Annotated in this window: 16 protein-coding genes; 13 read left to right on the top strand and 3 right to left on the bottom strand. The window is 45.2% G+C overall.

Annotated features, from left to right (window positions below; genetic code table 11):
• Window positions 1–2: 2 nt before the first annotated feature.
• From ELZ11_RS11530 to ELZ11_RS11470, 13 genes are read left to right on the top strand one after another with little or no spacing between them, the layout of a single operon-like run.
• Window positions 3–1,385 carry an AMP-binding protein gene (locus ELZ11_RS11530; protein ID WP_137357564.1) on the top strand — a complete coding sequence of 461 codons (1,383 nt, stop codon included), beginning with the start codon at window positions 3–5 and terminating at the stop codon, window positions 1,383–1,385.
• A 59-nt stretch (window positions 1,386–1,444) separates the two neighbouring features.
• Entirely contained in the window at window positions 1,445–1,807 is a 363-nt protein-coding gene (locus ELZ11_RS11525) for a 3-hydroxyacyl-ACP dehydratase FabZ family protein (RefSeq protein WP_137357563.1), read from the top strand.
• A 7-nt stretch (window positions 1,808–1,814) separates the two neighbouring features.
• Window positions 1,815–3,527, top strand: coding sequence for a glycosyltransferase family 2 protein (locus ELZ11_RS11520; RefSeq protein ID WP_137357949.1), 1,713 nt, complete (start codon window positions 1,815–1,817; stop codon window positions 3,525–3,527).
• Window positions 3,505–5,049, top strand: a complete 1,545-nt coding sequence (locus ELZ11_RS11515; RefSeq protein WP_137357562.1) for an HAL/PAL/TAL family ammonia-lyase — start codon at window positions 3,505–3,507, stop codon at window positions 5,047–5,049. The genes ELZ11_RS11520 and ELZ11_RS11515 overlap by 23 nt, the downstream gene beginning before the upstream one ends.
• A 21-nt stretch (window positions 5,050–5,070) precedes the next feature.
• A complete protein-coding gene (locus ELZ11_RS11510) occupies window positions 5,071–5,538 on the top strand; it encodes an acyl-CoA thioesterase (RefSeq protein ID WP_137357561.1) in 468 nt (155 codons plus the stop codon).
• 4 nt (window positions 5,539–5,542) lie between these two features.
• A complete protein-coding gene (locus ELZ11_RS11505; protein WP_137357560.1) occupies window positions 5,543–6,202 on the top strand; it encodes an outer membrane lipoprotein carrier protein LolA in 660 nt (219 codons plus the stop codon).
• A complete protein-coding gene (locus tag ELZ11_RS11500) occupies window positions 6,174–8,510 on the top strand; it encodes an MMPL family transporter (RefSeq protein ID WP_137357948.1) in 2,337 nt (778 codons plus the stop codon). The genes ELZ11_RS11505 and ELZ11_RS11500 overlap by 29 nt, the downstream gene beginning before the upstream one ends.
• A complete protein-coding gene (locus ELZ11_RS11495; protein ID WP_137357559.1) occupies window positions 8,507–9,106 on the top strand; it encodes a DUF3261 domain-containing protein in 600 nt (199 codons plus the stop codon). Before ELZ11_RS11500 ends, ELZ11_RS11495 begins: the two co-directional genes overlap by 4 nt.
• A 14-nt stretch (window positions 9,107–9,120) precedes the next feature.
• On the top strand, window positions 9,121–10,326 hold the full coding sequence (locus ELZ11_RS11490) for a beta-ketoacyl-[acyl-carrier-protein] synthase family protein (protein ID WP_137357558.1): 1,206 nt from the start codon (window positions 9,121–9,123) through the stop codon (window positions 10,324–10,326).
• On the top strand, window positions 10,319–10,783 hold the full coding sequence (locus ELZ11_RS11485) for a hotdog family protein (RefSeq protein WP_137357557.1): 465 nt from the start codon (window positions 10,319–10,321) through the stop codon (window positions 10,781–10,783). Before ELZ11_RS11490 ends, ELZ11_RS11485 begins: the two co-directional genes overlap by 8 nt.
• Window positions 10,780–11,505 carry a 3-ketoacyl-ACP reductase FabG2 gene (locus ELZ11_RS11480; RefSeq protein ID WP_137357556.1) on the top strand — a complete coding sequence of 242 codons (726 nt, stop codon included), beginning with the start codon at window positions 10,780–10,782 and terminating at the stop codon, window positions 11,503–11,505. Before ELZ11_RS11485 ends, ELZ11_RS11480 begins: the two co-directional genes overlap by 4 nt.
• Window positions 11,502–12,725, top strand: coding sequence for a beta-ketoacyl-ACP synthase (locus ELZ11_RS11475; RefSeq protein ID WP_137357555.1), 1,224 nt, complete (start codon window positions 11,502–11,504; stop codon window positions 12,723–12,725). The genes ELZ11_RS11480 and ELZ11_RS11475 overlap by 4 nt, the downstream gene beginning before the upstream one ends.
• 6 nt (window positions 12,726–12,731) lie before the next feature.
• On the top strand, window positions 12,732–13,196 hold the full coding sequence (locus tag ELZ11_RS11470) for an Sbal_3080 family lipoprotein (RefSeq protein ID WP_137357554.1): 465 nt from the start codon (window positions 12,732–12,734) through the stop codon (window positions 13,194–13,196).
• A gap of 79 nt (window positions 13,197–13,275) precedes the next feature.
• On the opposite strand, the gene gltX is transcribed toward ELZ11_RS11470, so the two are convergent.
• The 3 genes from gltX to ELZ11_RS11455 all read right to left on the bottom strand — a co-directional run bounded on the left by gltX (window position 13,276) and on the right by ELZ11_RS11455 (window position 16,685).
• Complete coding sequence (gltX, locus tag ELZ11_RS11465; RefSeq protein ID WP_137357553.1) at window positions 13,276–14,703, bottom strand: glutamate--tRNA ligase; 1,428 nt, start codon at window positions 14,701–14,703, stop codon at window positions 13,276–13,278.
• Window positions 14,704–14,813: 110 nt separating this feature from the next.
• Window positions 14,814–15,428, bottom strand: a complete 615-nt coding sequence (locus ELZ11_RS11460) for a YccT family protein (RefSeq protein WP_137357552.1) — start codon at window positions 15,426–15,428, stop codon at window positions 14,814–14,816.
• Between the two features lie 102 nt (window positions 15,429–15,530).
• Complete coding sequence (locus ELZ11_RS11455; RefSeq protein ID WP_137357551.1) at window positions 15,531–16,685, bottom strand: porin; 1,155 nt, start codon at window positions 16,683–16,685, stop codon at window positions 15,531–15,533.
• Between the last annotated feature and the right edge of the window lie 80 nt (window positions 16,686–16,765).

Here is a 16,765-nt window from a genome sequence, read left to right as displayed (position 1 = left end):
CAATGAATACATCATCTCCACAATTTTGTTCCCTAAGCCAAATAATGGCTAGCCCACATGATGCATCACGCCCCGTTGCATTTGATGGTGCTGAAACGTATTCATGGAAGCACTTTAGCGAATCAGTCGCAAAGCTAACCGAAGAACTAGCAGAACTGCCTGAAACTAAATTCGCTATCTGTGCGCAAAACAGCTATCAATTTGCGATTGCATTCATGGCTTGCGCGCATAGCCAAAAGCACATTGTTTTACCGGGCAATTACCAGCCCGCGGCATTAAATGAGTTGTCCGCACAGTTTGATGGCCTACTGCACGATGATGCGGTCGAAGCGATCTCTGGCAAGCTCAATATCGATCTAGCGTTGGAGCTTAAAAAGCGAGGAGCCGCTCAACCAAGTCTTCACCATGACTTAAACCTTGATGTACTCTCATTAACGCTCTTCACCTCTGGTTCAAGTGGCACACCAAAAGCCATCCATAAGTCGCTACGCCAGATTGACACCGAACTTGTTCAATTAGAGCAACAATGGGGTGACGCGCTTTCAAGTTGTCGCATACATAGCACGGTTTCACAGCAGCATATCTATGGCCTTTTGTTTCGGTTGTTATGGCCGCTCTGCACTCAACGACCATTTTCTTGTCAGAACATAGAATTTCCTGAGCAGGTAATGAACGTTGCTGCCCAAGATAGCGTTCTAATCAGCAGCCCTGCGCTGCTAAAACGCATGAGTACTAACTTTTCAAGCAAGCCAATGAGAATGGTCTTTTCCTCTGGTGGCCCGTTAAGCTTCGATTCCGCCCAGCTCGCCCACTCACTCTTTGGTACTTACCCTGTTGAAGTTTTTGGCAGCACCGAAACTGGTGGCATCGCTTTTCGCCAGCAACACAGCAGTCAATCTCCGTGGACCTTATTTAGCTGCATTCAGGCTAAGCTAAATAGTGAAAACTGCCTTGGTCTTAAATCACCTTTTATCGACATCAATCATTGGTATCAGACTGCTGACGAGTGTGAATTTATCAATGGCACTCAGTTTATTCTCAAAGGTCGCACTGATCGTGTTATCAAAATAGAGGAAAAGCGTATATCTCTGGTCGAAGTCGAAAAACGTTTAGAGCAGCTAGCATGGATTTCAGAATGCGTGGTTCTCCCTTTTGAACAAGGACAACGCTTAACGTTAGCCTCTGCGTTGGTGCTTTCAGAAGCTGGGCAAGAAAAGGTAGCTCAAATAGGCAAAGGCAAGTTTTGGTTACTGCTACGCAGCGAATTACGCCAATGGCTTGAACCAATTGCCATCCCTAGACGTTATCGTGTTTGTGGAGAAATCCCATTAAATAGCCAAGGGAAGCGCCTCATCTCGGATATTGAAAAGCTTCTTTCAGTGTAGCGAACAGTACGTCAGAACCTTACTCAACATATCATCACCACTTTTTATTAGTTGATATTATGAAAAAAAGAAAGCCTACATTGTTGTCCCATCAAATAACGGATCAATCTATTACCATCCAAATGCAAGTGGACGACGATATATTGGATTTCCAAGGCCATTTTAAAGGTTTCCCTATTCTTCCAGGTGTCACTCAAATCGATTGGGCTATTTACTACGCGAGAGAATATCTCAATGTACCTGAAAGCTTTAAAGGCATGGAAGTCATCAAATTCCAAGAACCCATTTTGCCGAATGCGAACGTCACGCTTTCGCTTGATTGGGACGAGAACAAGCAAAAGCTCGCTTTTCGTTACAGCTCTGAAGAGGGTTCGATCACTCACGCTTCGGGAAAAATGAAGTTGGGACACAAAGGTGAGTAACGATCTTATGGACAGTTACCAAGCGTGCTTTATCATCCCTTGCTACAACCATGGTTCAACCATTCCAAGGGTGATGGAATCACTGCGACCGTTTAATCTCCCTATTATTTTAGTCGACGATGGTAGCCAACCTCAAACTCAGCGCGCCTTAGAATCGGCGTCTGAAGCCGATAATACGTCATTAGTCTCTTTGCCGCATAATCAGGGGAAAGGAGAAGCCGTTAAAGCGGGTATTCGCTACGCTCACCAAGCTGGCTACAGTCATGCGATTCAAATAGATGCGGATGGGCAGCACGACATAGCAGCCCTGCCAGAACTCATTGCACTGTCTCAAGCACATCCGGAAGATCTCATTTCAGGAAAACCTATTTACGATGAGAGTGTGCCAAAGTCTCGATTGTATGGTCGATATATCACACACGTTTGGGTTTGGATTGAGACTCTATCATTGTCAGTACGTGACAGTATGTGCGGTTTTCGCGCTTATCCGATTACACAAACACTAGCCACCATCAATCAATATTCTATTGGATCGCGAATGGATTTTGATACTGAGATTATGGTGCGTATGTATTGGGATGGTTGTGATACTCGATTTGTCGATACTCGCGTGATTTACCCTGAAGGTGGCATTTCTCATTTTGATGCACTCTGGGATAACGTGAAAATCAGTTGGATGCACACCCGACTATTTTTCGGGATGCTACCACGAGCACCTAAATTACTCACTCGCACTCTAAAATCCAAATCGACGAATGAAACACATTGGTCTCGAACTCAAGAAAAAGGAACGGTGCTTGGTATCAAGCTTCTGCTTGCAGTCTATTCCTTACTTGGCCGCAAGGTGTTTAACGCCTTCCTCAAAGTTGTTATGCATTACTATCACCTGACGGGGAGCCAAGCAAGACAGGCCTCACAACAATACTTAGCTCAGCTCTCTGAATACAGTAAGCAGCGCTCTATCACGCTGCCAAGCAATTTGACGACCTACAATCACTTGCTGTCGTTCGGCCATACTATGCTCGATAAATTAGCCGCATGGAAAGGCGATTTCTCGGTGAAAAACCTAACGATTCATGGCCAAGAACACTTTGATTCTATGATCGAACGTAACCAAGGCGTCGTTATTTTAGGGTCGCATTTAGGCAATATAGAGTTATGCCGAGCGCTAAGTCGCCGTCACTCCCATATCAAAATCAATGCGTTAGTGTTTACGGAGCATGCCGAACGTTTTAACACGGTAATGAAAGCCGTAAACCCGAAGTCTGAATTAAACCTGATCCAAGTAAACAAAATGGGCCCCGACACTGCGATCTTACTTCAGCAGAAACTCGAACAAGGTGAGTGGATCGTAATTGTCGGTGACCGCACTTCCACCAGCAAAGAAAGTCGCTCTGTTTGGGCTGACTTTCTTGGAAAAAGTGCACCATTTCCACAAGGGCCATTTATGTTGGCATCAGTGCTGAAAGCCCCAGTATTTTTACTATTTGGGCTCAGAGACAATCAAAAGAAAGAGCCTCATTTTAATGTCTACTTCGAGCACTTTAGCGACAAGATCGTGCTTCCTCGCAAGGAGCGCCAACAAGCACTTGAGAACATAGTTCAACAATATGCAAATCGGCTCCAACATTACACTTTGCAAGCTCCACTTCAGTGGTACAACTTTTTTAATTTTTGGAAATTAAGTAGCCAGCACAATGACAACGAACAAACAAAGTAACATCACATTTGGTGCTGAGCGCCTTACCATCGAAGATGTAGTCGAGATCGCTCAAGGCGCATCTGCGCAAATGAACACAGACCCAGAATTTGTCGGAAAAATTGACCGTGGCGTAGCCTTTCTAGAACGTTTACTGAAAGAAGAAGGCGTTATATATGGCGTAACAACGGGCTACGGTGACTCATGTACTGTGGCAATCCCACCTGAACTTGTCGATGAACTGCCATTACACCTGACTCGCTTCCATGGCTGCGGCCTTGGTGAAGTTCTCGATCATCAGCAAGCTAGAGCCGTATTAGCCACACGCTTGTGTTCACTTTCACAAGGTGTATCTGGCGTCACTCACGACTTATTGAATCAAATTGTTACCCTAATTAACCACGATATTTCACCGCGCATTCCTCAAGAAGGCTCCGTTGGTGCGAGCGGAGATTTAACACCTTTGTCTTATTTAGCTGCCGCTCTGATTGGTGAGCGCGAGGTGATCTACAAAGGTGAAGTACGTCCAACTTCTGAAGTATTTGGAGAACTAGGTATTAAACCAATCAAACTCAAGCCAAAAGAAGGTTTGGCGTTGATGAATGGAACCTCGGTTATGACGGCGTTGGCGTGCATTGCCTACAAACGAGCTGAATATTTAGCACAGCTATCCACCAAAATTACCGCTATGGTATCGGTGGGCATGCATGGTAACGATTTCCATTTTGATGAGACTTTATTCGCGGTCAAACCTCACCCCGGTCAGCAACAAGTAGCGGCTTGGTTACGTGATGATTTACAAGCCGAACGTCCACCAAGAAACAGTGATCGACTACAAGATCGTTACTCATTACGTTGTGCCCCACACGTGATCGGCGTGGTTCAAGATTCCCTGCCGTGGCTACGCCAAATGATTGAAAATGAACTTAATAGTGCAAACGACAATCCAATCATCGATGGCGACAACGAACGCGTACTGCACGGTGGTCACTTCTACGGCGGTCATATTGCGATGGCGATGGACACACTAAAGACCGCAGTTGCGAATTTAGCTGATTTATTGGATCGTCAAATGGCGCAGTTGATGGATTACAAATTCAATAACGGGCTTCCATTTAACCTAACCGGTGCCGAAGGCGAACGTAAGCCTATCAATCATGGTTTCAAAGCCGTACAAATTGGTATCTCAGCATGGACGGCAGAAGCTTTGAAACACACTATGCCTGCAAGTGTCTTCTCACGTTCTACCGAATGCCACAACCAAGACAAAGTGAGCATGGGGACAATAGCCGCTCGCGACTGTTTACGTGTATTGGAGCTTACCGAGCAAGTAGCAGCCGCTTCATTGCTAGCTGGTACTCAAGCCATCGAACTTCGTAAGCGTCACAAAGAACTGGATGAACACCATATGAGCGACAATCTTAAATCGATCCGCGATGCGGTATTGGAAGAATTTGAGTTTGTTGTAGAAGATCGTCCACTTGAAGCTGATCTTCGCCACTTTATAGCTCAAATAAGAGCGCAGCGCTGGTCGTTATATTAGCCAACCAATTAGGGCCTACAGATGTCAGAAATCCTTTATCCAATCAAGTCCCAAGTTGAACTGGTGACTTCTTTCCAAGATGCCGACCCGATGGGTGTTATCTATCATGGAAACTATTTCCGATTCTTTGAAGAGGCGCGTCGAATTCTTATGGCACAGCTTGAATACAATTATGTGGAAATGAAGGACTCTGGCTACATGTGGCCAGTTATCGATACTCGTGTTAAGTACGTAAAAGCCATCCCATTCAATCATGCGATCAAAGTGTCCGCCCGACTAACTGAATGGGAAAACCGCTTACGCGTTGATTACCAGATCCACGATGCTCAAACTGGCGTAAGAATGTGCAAAGCTCACACCATGCAGGTTGCTGTAGAAATGTCAAACGAAGAGATGTGTTTTGTATCTCCAAAGGTCTTCATAGACAAAGTTGAGCATTGGCATCAGTATGGCTGCTTACCATCCAATCAATGTATCAATGATAGGTAAGCCCATGAAATCACTTACACTGTGGGCGCTATTAGCCGTGTTACCGACAAGCCTATTAGCAGTTCCGACAACGAAAGAAGTAAACCAAGTAGCCCACAACGAGGTTACTTCAATCAATACCTTAGAAGATGTCCAAATGGCGCTTTCTAGCCACAACATAGTACGTGGTCAGTTTACCCAAACTCGTATCATGGAAATGTTCGCTCAACCTTTGGTGTCAAGCGGCAGTTTCTTGCTCGATAAAACTCATGGTCTGCTATGGCAGCAAACGCTGCCTTTTCCTGTGGAGCTAGTGCTTACCCAAGATAAACTCAGCCAGCGATTTGCTAATCAAGAGCCACAAGTCATTACGGCCCAAGAAAACCCAATGGCATTTTACTTCAGCCATATTTTCTTATCTGTATTCCATGGTGATACCAAGCAATTAGCGGAGCAGTTCGAATTAACTTTTACAACCAATGCTGACCACTGGGCGATTGAGCTTAGCCCGAAACAAGCACCACTCAACGCTGTGTTCAAACAAATTGTTCTTAATGGTAATACCGACATTGAAAGTATTACTTTACTAGAGGTTAGAGGCGACAGTACTTCAATAGAGTTTTCAGACCACACTCACCAACCAGACACTCTGAATGATGCAGAACAAGCGCAATTCAAATTCTAAGCTAGCGGTCATTTGGCTAGCTGTTGTATTGATTTTTGGCGCCTTATTGGTCAAGCAATTCGCGCTCTCGGAACAATCTCCGATAGAAACCAATATATTAAAACTACTGCCAGAAAATCAGCAAAACTCACTTGCAGAAAATGCTTTCCAGCAAGTTGCTGATAGCATGGGAAGCCAAGTCGTACTGGTAATCAGCAGCGACTCTAAACAAGATGTCATAAGAGCGGCACAAGCATTTGAAAAGCTGCTTCAAAAGTTCAGCCTGTTTCGCTCTGTTCAGGGACAAATCAGTCAAGACGACCAATCAAAATGGGCAGAGTTCTATTTCAAGTATCGAGCGCAACTGCTTACAGAAAGCCAAGCCGACACTATCAGTACAGCGCCAGATTCCAGAGTACAATTTGTATTACAGTCGCTCTACAACCCATTCCTTGGGGTTACCGCAAGCGAACTAAGCCAAGACCCATTCTTGCTTTTTCGCGAATACATTACCGAACTTAGCGTAAAATCAGGCAACTTTTCATTAAGTAATGGTTTTCTTACTGCCGAAAAAAATGACCAATACCACGTATTACTCAGCGCAGAGCTTGCAGGTTCGCCCTATCAACTGTCGGTACAAAAACAATTACCTGAATTATTTGTTCTAGAAAAACAGATTTCTGAGCAGTATAACGTTGAGCCCCGCCATACCGGGGTGGTTTTCTACGCAGATTATGGAACCCAAAGTGCCAAATCGGAAATCAGTACCATTGGTCTTGGCTCATTGCTCGGTGTGATATTTCTGGTTCTATGGGTATTTCGTAGCGCACTGCCTCTTAGCCTTGCCCTGCTCTCCATCTCAACGGGACTGCTGGTTGCGTTAGCATCGACTATAGCGATTTTTGGTCAGGTACATCTTTTCAGTTTAGTGTTTGGTGCAAGCCTAATCGGCGTGTCCATTGACTATGCGTTCCACTTTTTAACGGATCGCCTTGCTGCTGGTAATCAATGGAATAGCCGTAAAGGCTTACAGCATATTTTCATCGCCATCACCTTGGGGCTTATAACCAGTTTGATTGGTTATCTCGGGCTATTGATAGCACCGTTTCCAGGCTTGCAACAACTCGCACTGTTCTCGGCGATAGGCTTATTTGCGGCCTATGCGAGTGTTGTGTGTTGGTATCCGTTACTCGCTCGCTCACCGAGCCAAGCGACTAGGACTTTACCTGGGCAAAGTATTCTGACTCAATGGTTGTCTTTATGGCAACGCCCTAAGCTAGCTTATGGCCTACCATGTGCCATTACCTTATTAAGCCTGATTGGACTTTCACAAATCCATTACGATGATGATATTCGCCAACTGCAAGCCATGCCTAAACACTTGCAAGATCAAGAGCAAGTCATTGCCGATCTTGCAGGCATTAATAATTCTCAACAAATGTTACTCGTCACTGCCGAATCACCGGAATCGTTACTAAATAAACTATCTCAAGCATCAGTAGAGCTCGATATACTCACCAAACAACAAGTTATCTCTGGCCACCAAAGCATTGACCAGTACCTGCCAAGCCAAAGTCAACAGGCGAAACATTACCAACTCATCGAACAACTTTACGAACAGAAAGGCGCAACCCTCCAATCAACATTAGGATGGAGTAACATACCCGACCTCCCTGCTTTCGCTCCCATTACGATAGATGAGTTTTTGAAGTCCCCTGTTTCAAAGCCAATGCGATTCATGTGGTTAGATGTTAACGATCACCAGTTTTCTTCGGTCGTTATGCTTAAACGCATTCAAGATGATGCCAAATTCCAACAATGGCTAGCCTCTCCAAAAGCCAAAGATTTAGGGATCGTTTACCTAAATAAAGCCAAGGATATTTCAAACTTATTTGGGGAGTATCGCGTCAAAATTGCAGAGTTATTGTCACTCGCTCTCATCACTATTTTCGCTTTACTAAGTTGGCGTTATGGCTGGAAACAGAGCCTAAAAATGATCTTGCCCTCTTTAATCGCAGGCATTGCTGCACTAGCCATTACGGCAGCACTTGGTTCGTCACTCAATCTTTTTAATTTGTTAGGTTTGATTCTCATTCTTGGCATCGGCATTGACTACACCTTGTTCTTCTCAGAACAAAATCAAGGCCAGAGTACTTTGCTGGCCATCACGTTATCTGCAATGACAACGCTACTGTCGTTTGGCCTGCTGGCCTTAAGCCAGACCCACGCGATTCATAGCTTTGGTATAACAGTTCTTACCGGTATTTTCATTGCTTGGTTATTGGCGCCCATGGCAATTCAACAAACGATAGAAAAGGATAACCGATGAAACTTCTTCTAATCTTCGTTGCACTTGTTAGTTTAACGGCCTGTAGCCTACAGCCTCTTACTTCGACCACCCCGAGTGTGGAGATCAGTCAAGGTATTCAACTCCACCTGCCAACACCAGGCGAACTTGGTTATCAAGTGACCGCGACGCAGCTAGTCTCTGCCACATGGGATGAAACCACGCAACAACTGCCCGTCCAACTTGAAGTCACATCGGAACAAATCAATTTAGCTGGATTCTCATCTTGGGGGACGCGTATTCTAACTCTCAAGTACCAAGATAATCGTATTGAAACCAGCGTACTCAATGGGTTAGAAGGGAAGCTTCCTCAGCCTGAGCAGGTACTTTTTAATCTGATGCTTACACTATGGCCTATGCAAGCGTGGCACCAGCCCCTCAGTGCTATTGGCTGGCAAATGGTTGAATCGGATAATCGACGTATCGTGTTTGATAGTGACGACCAAAAAATAATAGAAATCACCTATCAAGATTCAACATCAGCGAAAGATAGGCTCAATGGAAGTATGACGTTCCAACACTTACAGTTAAGCTACTTGATCTCCATTCAAACGCTGAATCACACCATTACTCAATAAAGACTGGCTAGGCTATGAATCAACAATTTAAATATCCCATCTATATTCAGGCTTGCAGTCTGCATTCAGCGTTAGGGAGCCCCGAAGAAGATATCCGCAATGCGCTGCAATCTGGCGAAAATCCAAACATGGTAGTAGACAGTAGTATTCTGAACGACGGTAGCCACACTGTTGTGGGTCGCGTGTCAGAAAGCCTCTCTGCTTTACCCAGCGATTTCGCCGCCTATGACACGCGCAACAACCGCTTAGCCTTGTCGGCCTTATACAGTATTGAACCGCAAATCCATCACGCAATCGCGCAATATGGACGTTCGCGTGTCGCGGTAGTATTAGGCACCAGCACCTCAGGTATTTCGGATGGAGAAATAGCCTTTAAAGAAAAGATGCATTCTGGAGAGTTCCCTGCCGATTTCCATTATTCAAAACAAGAGCTTGGCAATGTCAGCGAATTTGTTAGCCAATACTTAGGAACGACTGGGCCTAACTACGCAATCTCGACGGCGTGTTCATCGAGTGGACGAGTCTATCTCACAGCGAAAAGGCTGCTGAAATCAGGAATAGTTGACGCGGTTTTGGTGGGTGGTATCGATAGCTTATGTAAGCTCACATTAAATGGCTTCCATAGTTTAGAAGCATTATCCTCCGCACTGTGTCAGCCTTTTGGCCAGTACCGAGATGGAATCAACATAGGTGAAGCGGCTGCTTTCATGCTGCTAAGTCGAGATAAGCCCATAAATACTCAACAACCAAACGTTGCGTTACTTGGTGTAGGAGACAGCTCAGACGCACACCACATATCTGCGCCTCACCCTGAAGGAAATGGGGCAGAACAAGCGATGCGGAATGCCCTTAACGATGCAGGGCTAGAGCCCTCCAGTATTGGCTATGTAAACGCACATGGTACCGCGACACCTTTGAATGACAGTATGGAAGCCAAAGCCATTCATCGAGTTTTTGGTACTAAGACACCAGTAAGCTCAACCAAGCCATTAACGGGGCACACACTCGGTGCTGCTAGCGCTGTGGAAGCAGCTCTAGCATGGAATATCTTAAAGGATGACCTTACGCTTCCCTTACAAAAAACTCAGGATAAAGCTGAGGATATTGAAGTGGATTTGGTAAACTGTACGCAAAAATTACAATCTAAGGCCATCCTGAGCAACTCTTTCGCGTTTGGTGGCAATAATATTAGCCTTATTTTTGGTATCGTAAATGACTGATATCCCGTCTATTAACCAATTGCTTCCCCATGATGAGCCGATGATCTTAATCGATCGTGCAATCACAATTGAAGATGAGTCGATCCATTGCCAAGTGGATATCGGCGAGCACTGTATTTTCTTTGATTCCACATCGCAATCGGCGCCCGCCTACTTAGGAATAGAATTTATGGCGCAATCGGTCGCAGCTTGGTCCGGCTATCATTCACTGCAGAAAGGCTTACAGCCTCCGATAGGGTTTCTACTAGGTAGCCGACGCTACAAAGCAATGTGCGATGAGTTTACCAAAGGGCAAACCTTAGATATTTACGCGGAACAACTCATGGAAGACAACGGCATGGCTGTATTTACGGCAAAAGTAGAACACCAAGGTAAAACCGTCGCTGAGTGCCAGTTGAACGTTTACGTTCCATCCGAAAAGAAATTACAAGAAATGAAAATTAGGAGCCAGTCATGACTCGTCAAGTTTTAGTCACTGGTGCCAGTAAAGGCATTGGTAGAGCCATTGCAATCCAACTGGCAAAAGATGGATTCACTATTGCTGTCCATTATATGGGCGACAAACAAGGCGCATTGGACACCTTAGATGCGATTCATAAAGATGGCGGCCAAGGTCGAATTATTCAATTTGATATTAGCAACCGAGAGCAATGCCGAAGCCAATTAGAAGCCGATATCGCAGAACATGGCGCCTATTATGGTGTAGTGAACAATGCTGGTATTACTCGAGATACGGCATTTCCAGCGATGACTGAAGAAGAATGGGATGGCGTCATTCACACTAACCTAGACAGTTTCTACAACGTCTTACACCCTTGCGTTATGCCTATGGTGCAAAAACGTAAAGGCGGCCGTATTGTTACCTTAGCCTCTGTTTCAGGCATCATGGGTAACCGAGGCCAAACTAACTACAGCGCAGCAAAAGCAGGTGTCATTGGTGCAACCAAGTCTCTTGCCCTAGAACTCGCTAAGCGCAAAATCACCGTAAACTGTGTTGCGCCAGGGCTTATCGATACAGGTATGGTCGATGAACATGTTAAAGAACACGCGCTTCCACAAGTACCGCTGCGTCGCATGGGTGAACCGGAAGAAGTGGCAGGCCTAGTGAGCTATCTCATGTCTGATATTGCTGCTTATATCACTCGCCAAGTGATCTCAGTAAATGGAGGTTTAGTATGAGCCGTCGCGTCGTAGTTACCGGAATGTCAGGTGTCACTGCATTTGGTAACGATTGGGCCAGTGTCGAGCCTAAATTACGTACATGTGAAAATGCCACGCAATATATGCCGAGCTTTGAGCAATATGACGGTCTCAACACCAAACTGGCCGCTCCTATTGACCACTTCGAACTGCCTAAGCACTACAAGCGCAAACAAGTACGAGGTATGGGGCGAGTTTCACGCCTTGCTACTGTTGCCACTGAAAACGCGCTAGAACAGGCGGGCTTGATTGGTCACGATGTATTGACCAATGGTCAAACAGGCATCGCTTACGGCTCTTCAACAGGCAGTACCGATGCAGTAGGTGCATTCGGTGTGATGCTAAATGAAAAATCAACCCGTGCTATCACCGCTACCACTTACGTACAAATGATGCCGCATACCGCAGCGGTAAACGTAGGTTTGTTCTTCGGTTTGAAAGGCCGAGTGATTCCAACCAGTAGCGCCTGTACCTCTGGCAGCCAAGCAATTGGCTACGCTTACGAAGCCATTAAACATGGTTATCAAACCGTCATGGTAGCAGGTGGCGGTGAAGAGCTTTGCCCAACCGAGTCAGCGGTGTTTGACACGCTTTTCGCCACCAGCTTGAAAAACGATAATCCAAAAGGTTCACCTAGCCCTTACGACAAAGACCGCGACGGTTTAGTGATAGGTGAAGGCGCTGGTACCTTAATTCTAGAAGAGTACGAACACGCCGTTGAACGCGGTGCAAAAATCTATGCTGAAATCATTGGCTTTGCGAGCAATTGTGACGCTGCCCATGTCACACAACCACAAATGGAAACCATGCAGATCTGTATGGAAATGGCACTAAATGATGCGCAGCTAGATCCTAAAAAAGTCGGTTATATCTCTGCACACGGTACGGCGACAGATAAAGGCGACATCGCCGAAAGCAATGCAACGGCAAACATCTTTGGTTCCGTGCCAATCAGCTCTTTGAAAAGCTATTTTGGTCATACGCTTGGCGCATGTGGTGCAATCGAAGCTTGGCTAAGCCTAGAAATGATGCACAGTAACTGGTTCAGCCCAACATTGAACTTAGAAAATATTGATGAGCGCTGTGGAAACTTAGATTACATCACCGGCTCTGGCCGTGAATTAGAAGTCGAATATTTGATGAGCAATAACTTTGCATTCGGCGGCATTAACACTTCATTGATTTTCAAGAAGGTATAACCTGTGATGAAAAAGTGGTTACTCATCGTATCGATACTGACTCTTGCTGGTTGTAGTGCTCCCAAATATACCGGAAGTGCAATTCCGAATAGTGAAGTACTAACGAGTGTCACGATTGTCGAAGACATAAAAACCCGTTCCGTATTCTTAGATTCGATGAACGACTGGTGTTTGAACAACCAAATGAAATGTAAGGTGGTGGCCGATCACACGGAACATAACCCAGAAGAAGTAACACTGGATTATGTATCTCGCTGGAGCTGGGACTTAAAAACTTTCGTTGCCGATGCAAAAATCTCAGCCTATCAAGGTCAAGAGCGTATTGGTAACGTCGAGTTCAAAGCACCAAATAGCGCTAATTTATCAAAATTTGGGGACGATATGGCGCGAATCAAAGCCATGATGGATATCCTATTTGATAAAACTACTCCCGAGCAAGCAACTCAGCTCATCGCAGAAGATAAGATGTAGTTCTCAGAGTTCGTAACAACAAAAAGGGTCAGTAACTCAGTTACTGACCCTTTTTTAATTAAGCTTATTACAAGCTTAATTAAGCATTAGCTTCGCGCTCAGCGATGAACTCTAGTGCCATCTTGATACGAGCGATTACGCGCTCTTTACCAACAAGTTCCATCACAGCATCAACTGAAGGAGACTGACCGCCGCCTGTTACTGCTACGCGAAGTGGCATACCAATTTTACCCATGCCAATTTCTAGCTCTTCACATACTGCAGCAATGATGCCTTCTTTGATGTTCACTGTTGTGAAGTCTTCTAGTGCTTCAGCTTTAGCAAGTGCAAGCTCTAGTGGGCCTTTAGCCACACCACGTAGGTGTTTCTTCGCCGCGCCCGCTTCAAACTCAGAGAAATCTTCGTAGAAGTAACGAGATTGCTCAGCAAGTTCGATTAGCGTGTCACAACGCTCACCCACTAGTTTAATCACTTCAGTGATTGCAGGGCCGTTCGAGGTATCGATCTTCTGCTCGTCTAGGTGCCATTGTAGGTATTCAGCAACGTATTCAGGCTCTGACGTTTTAATGTAGTGGTTGTTCAACCAAAGTAGCTTTTCAGTGTTGAATGCAGAAGCAGACTTGCTGATAGCATCTAGTGCGAACAAGTTAATCATTTCTTCTTGAGAGAAAATTTCTTGGTCACCGTGAGACCAGCCTAAACGTACTAAGTAGTTGTTTAGAGCATTTGGTAGGTAACCTTCGTCGCGGTATTGCATTACCGATACTGCGCCGTGACGCTTAGATAACTTCGCACCGTCATCACCAAGGATCATCGCACAGTGAGCGAAAGTTGGTACTGGCGCGCCTAGTGCTTCATAGATGTTAATTTGACGAGGTGTGTTGTTGATGTGGTCTTCACCACGAACAACGTGTGTGATACCCATGTCCCAGTCATCCACTACTACTACGAAGTTGTATGTTGGAGAACCGTCAGTACGACGAATGATCAAATCATCAAGCTGGCTGTTCGCAATTTCAATGCGGCCACGGATTTGATCATCAAAAATTACGCTACCTTCTTTCGGATTGCGGAAACGGATAACGCACGCATCACCTTCTTGTGCCGCTTCGTTCGCTGCAACAATTTTCGGGTGGTTAGCATCGTAGCGAGCCATTTCTTTGTTTGCTTCTTGCTCTGCACGAATCTCATCAAGCAGCTCTTTAGACGCATAACATTTGTATGCTTTGTCTTCAGCAAGAAGCTTATCAACCATTTCGTTGTAACGGTCAAAACGCTTAGACTGGAAGTAAGGACCTTCATCCCATTCCATACCCATCCACTGCATTCCTTCTAGGATCGCATCTACCGCTTCTTGAGAGTTACGCTCTAAGTCAGTGTCTTCGATACGTAGAACGAATTCACCGCCTTGGTTTTTAGCGAAAAGCCAAGAGTATAGTGCTGTACGTGCACCACCAACGTGAAGATAGCCAGTTGGGCTAGGAGCAAAACGAGTTTTAACCGTCATTTAAATACCTTAGAGATGGATGTGCAGCGGCTTTAACGGCGCCGTCTGCGGATACAAGGATAAAAGTGGCGACATTTTACCACCCTAAGGTAAATCTACAATGCTAGAAATTACTTTAAATTGCGCATCGCCCATTGCATGAATTCTTGCTGCTGTTCTGCATTCAACTCAGCAAACTCACTTTGCAATACCGCTACGCTTTTTACCGATGATTTAGGCACCACGGTTTTAGTATGTCCGGCTACATCATTGCCAGCTTTGGCGTTGTAATCAGCAACTTCACGTTCAAAATCACGGAAGCCTTGTAAGCCCCCTTTGCTCAGCTGAACTAACTCAAAATCAACCGCGTCCCCATCGTCGCTGGTAAACGTAAGTTCAGGAGAACGTTCAAACTTTTTAGCGTCTTCAATCGTTCTGAATGTCTTATAGTGAATCGACAAAGATTGATCTTGTTCTGCTTCAAAGTTCAACAAAATTGGCTGTGAGTCGTACTTCCTGCGCTTACCGTCTTCAAACACAATTTGCCCAACCGTAAGAGCAAGTTGGTTTTCTCCTTCTTTTAACAACAGTGTGTTTTGGGCCGTAAAGTGAGAAGACGCGATCGCCTCACCATTTAAGACTTGAGGAACAATTTCTTGTTGAAGCGTCAATGTTCCACTCGCCAACGCAAGGGATGAAAAAAGCAGTGGAATAGCGCCTAGCATTAAAGAGTTTTTCAGTTTCATAACGATTACCAATATTGAACGAGGAAAGGGTATGACTCGCATACCCTTGATTTGCATTACATTAATCTACGATGTTGATACATAACTTTTGTCAGATTCTGATTAGAAGTAGTATTCAACACCTACAGAGAACTCATCGTAATCGGCTGATTTCCAGCGTGCATCGCCAGAAGTATCGATAGACGTCGCGCCATCACCAAAATCTAGAGTACGAGCACGCACATAAAGTACTGCTGATGGGTCGACGAAGTACATCACCTGAGCAGACAACACGTCATCACCTGTATTATCAATAGTTTGTCCGTTACGCTCTAAATCGAAGTTAGCTGCGTAGCCCAGTTTGTACTGCCAATCACCCGTGGTGTACATAATTGCCGAAGACATTGCGTTTTGTTTCTCTTTAGTGCCGTTATTCGCACTCGCTTCCATCATCTTATACTGCGCATAGAAAGAAATACCGTTATCAAACCAACCTTGAAGACCAACTAAGTAAGTATCATTATCCCAAAGGTGCTGGGTCGTTACATTTCCATTTGTGTCTTTAATCGATTCAGACTCGACGTTGCGGTTTGCTTCATATGCGGCATCAAATTGAATTGGCCCCAGTTTGTAGTGTGCAGCTAGGCCACTCCAGTAGTCATTACCTTCACCCAAGCCAGCTTTATCGCCTGCGCCAACCGCAACATCAAAAGACAATGCATCGTTGTACATAGGGCTATCCCAACGGATAGTGTTTGATTGACGATCTTGGTATTTTGCGCCACCAATAGCACCACCCCAGTCATATACATCACCCAATCCAGGGTTTGATGCTGGCCAATCGACAAGTTCATACATAGGAGTTAATACGCGACCTAGGCGAATTTGACCGAGTGACTCACTTTCAAAGCCTACGAATGTGTCACGTTCACCTAGCCCTGCGCCTTCACCACCGAAGCTTGGATCGACATAACCACCTTCGATTTGCCAGATAAACGTTGGGCCGAAGTTAGCAAAATCTTTCTTACCACGGAAACCAATACGTGATTCGTTATTTAATTGCGTGCCACCCAGATTGTCATCTGTCGCGCTGCTGCCTGAATCATAATCACGATAAGCCGCTTGCATCGCTATAATGCCGTACACTTCGTATGCAAAAGAGTCTTTAGTTAAATAGTTTTTTGCTGCATCACTGTTAGCACCTTCTGCGTACGCACCACCGCTTAGCATCAATGTAGAAACAGCCGCTCCTAGCAATGTCTTTTTAAAAGTAGACATAAGATTAACCCCTATTATTTTTTGTGTATTCCGTTGTCAGCTAGTGCTTTAAACGAACGTTCTATTTATGGACGAGGCAA

This window comes from Vibrio profundi (assembly GCF_005281835.1).
Taxonomy (GTDB): Bacteria; Pseudomonadota; Gammaproteobacteria; order Enterobacterales; family Vibrionaceae; genus Vibrio; species Vibrio profundi.
This window is presented reverse-complemented; position numbering and strand designations above follow the sequence as displayed.

Coding starts and splice junctions, on each gene's coding strand:
- ELZ11_RS11470 (WP_137357554.1), top strand. CDS start 12,732: ATGAAAAAGTGGTTACTCATCGTATCGATACTGACTCTTGCTGGTTGT.
- gltX (WP_137357553.1), bottom strand. CDS start 14,703: ATGACGGTTAAAACTCGTTTTGCTCCTAGCCCAACTGGCTATCTTCAC.
- ELZ11_RS11525 (WP_137357563.1), top strand. CDS start 1,445: ATGAAAAAAAGAAAGCCTACATTGTTGTCCCATCAAATAACGGATCAA.
- ELZ11_RS11500 (WP_137357948.1), top strand. CDS start 6,174: ATGCAGAACAAGCGCAATTCAAATTCTAAGCTAGCGGTCATTTGGCTA.
- ELZ11_RS11510 (WP_137357561.1), top strand. CDS start 5,071: ATGTCAGAAATCCTTTATCCAATCAAGTCCCAAGTTGAACTGGTGACT.
- ELZ11_RS11475 (WP_137357555.1), top strand. CDS start 11,502: ATGAGCCGTCGCGTCGTAGTTACCGGAATGTCAGGTGTCACTGCATTT.
- ELZ11_RS11485 (WP_137357557.1), top strand. CDS start 10,319: ATGACTGATATCCCGTCTATTAACCAATTGCTTCCCCATGATGAGCCG.
- ELZ11_RS11490 (WP_137357558.1), top strand. CDS start 9,121: ATGAATCAACAATTTAAATATCCCATCTATATTCAGGCTTGCAGTCTG.
- ELZ11_RS11515 (WP_137357562.1), top strand. CDS start 3,505: ATGACAACGAACAAACAAAGTAACATCACATTTGGTGCTGAGCGCCTT.
- ELZ11_RS11495 (WP_137357559.1), top strand. CDS start 8,507: ATGAAACTTCTTCTAATCTTCGTTGCACTTGTTAGTTTAACGGCCTGT.
- ELZ11_RS11530 (WP_137357564.1), top strand. CDS start 3: ATGAATACATCATCTCCACAATTTTGTTCCCTAAGCCAAATAATGGCT.
- ELZ11_RS11455 (WP_137357551.1), bottom strand. CDS start 16,685: ATGTCTACTTTTAAAAAGACATTGCTAGGAGCGGCTGTTTCTACATTG.
- ELZ11_RS11520 (WP_137357949.1), top strand. CDS start 1,815: ATGGACAGTTACCAAGCGTGCTTTATCATCCCTTGCTACAACCATGGT.
- ELZ11_RS11460 (WP_137357552.1), bottom strand. CDS start 15,428: ATGAAACTGAAAAACTCTTTAATGCTAGGCGCTATTCCACTGCTTTTT.
- ELZ11_RS11480 (WP_137357556.1), top strand. CDS start 10,780: ATGACTCGTCAAGTTTTAGTCACTGGTGCCAGTAAAGGCATTGGTAGA.
- ELZ11_RS11505 (WP_137357560.1), top strand. CDS start 5,543: ATGAAATCACTTACACTGTGGGCGCTATTAGCCGTGTTACCGACAAGC.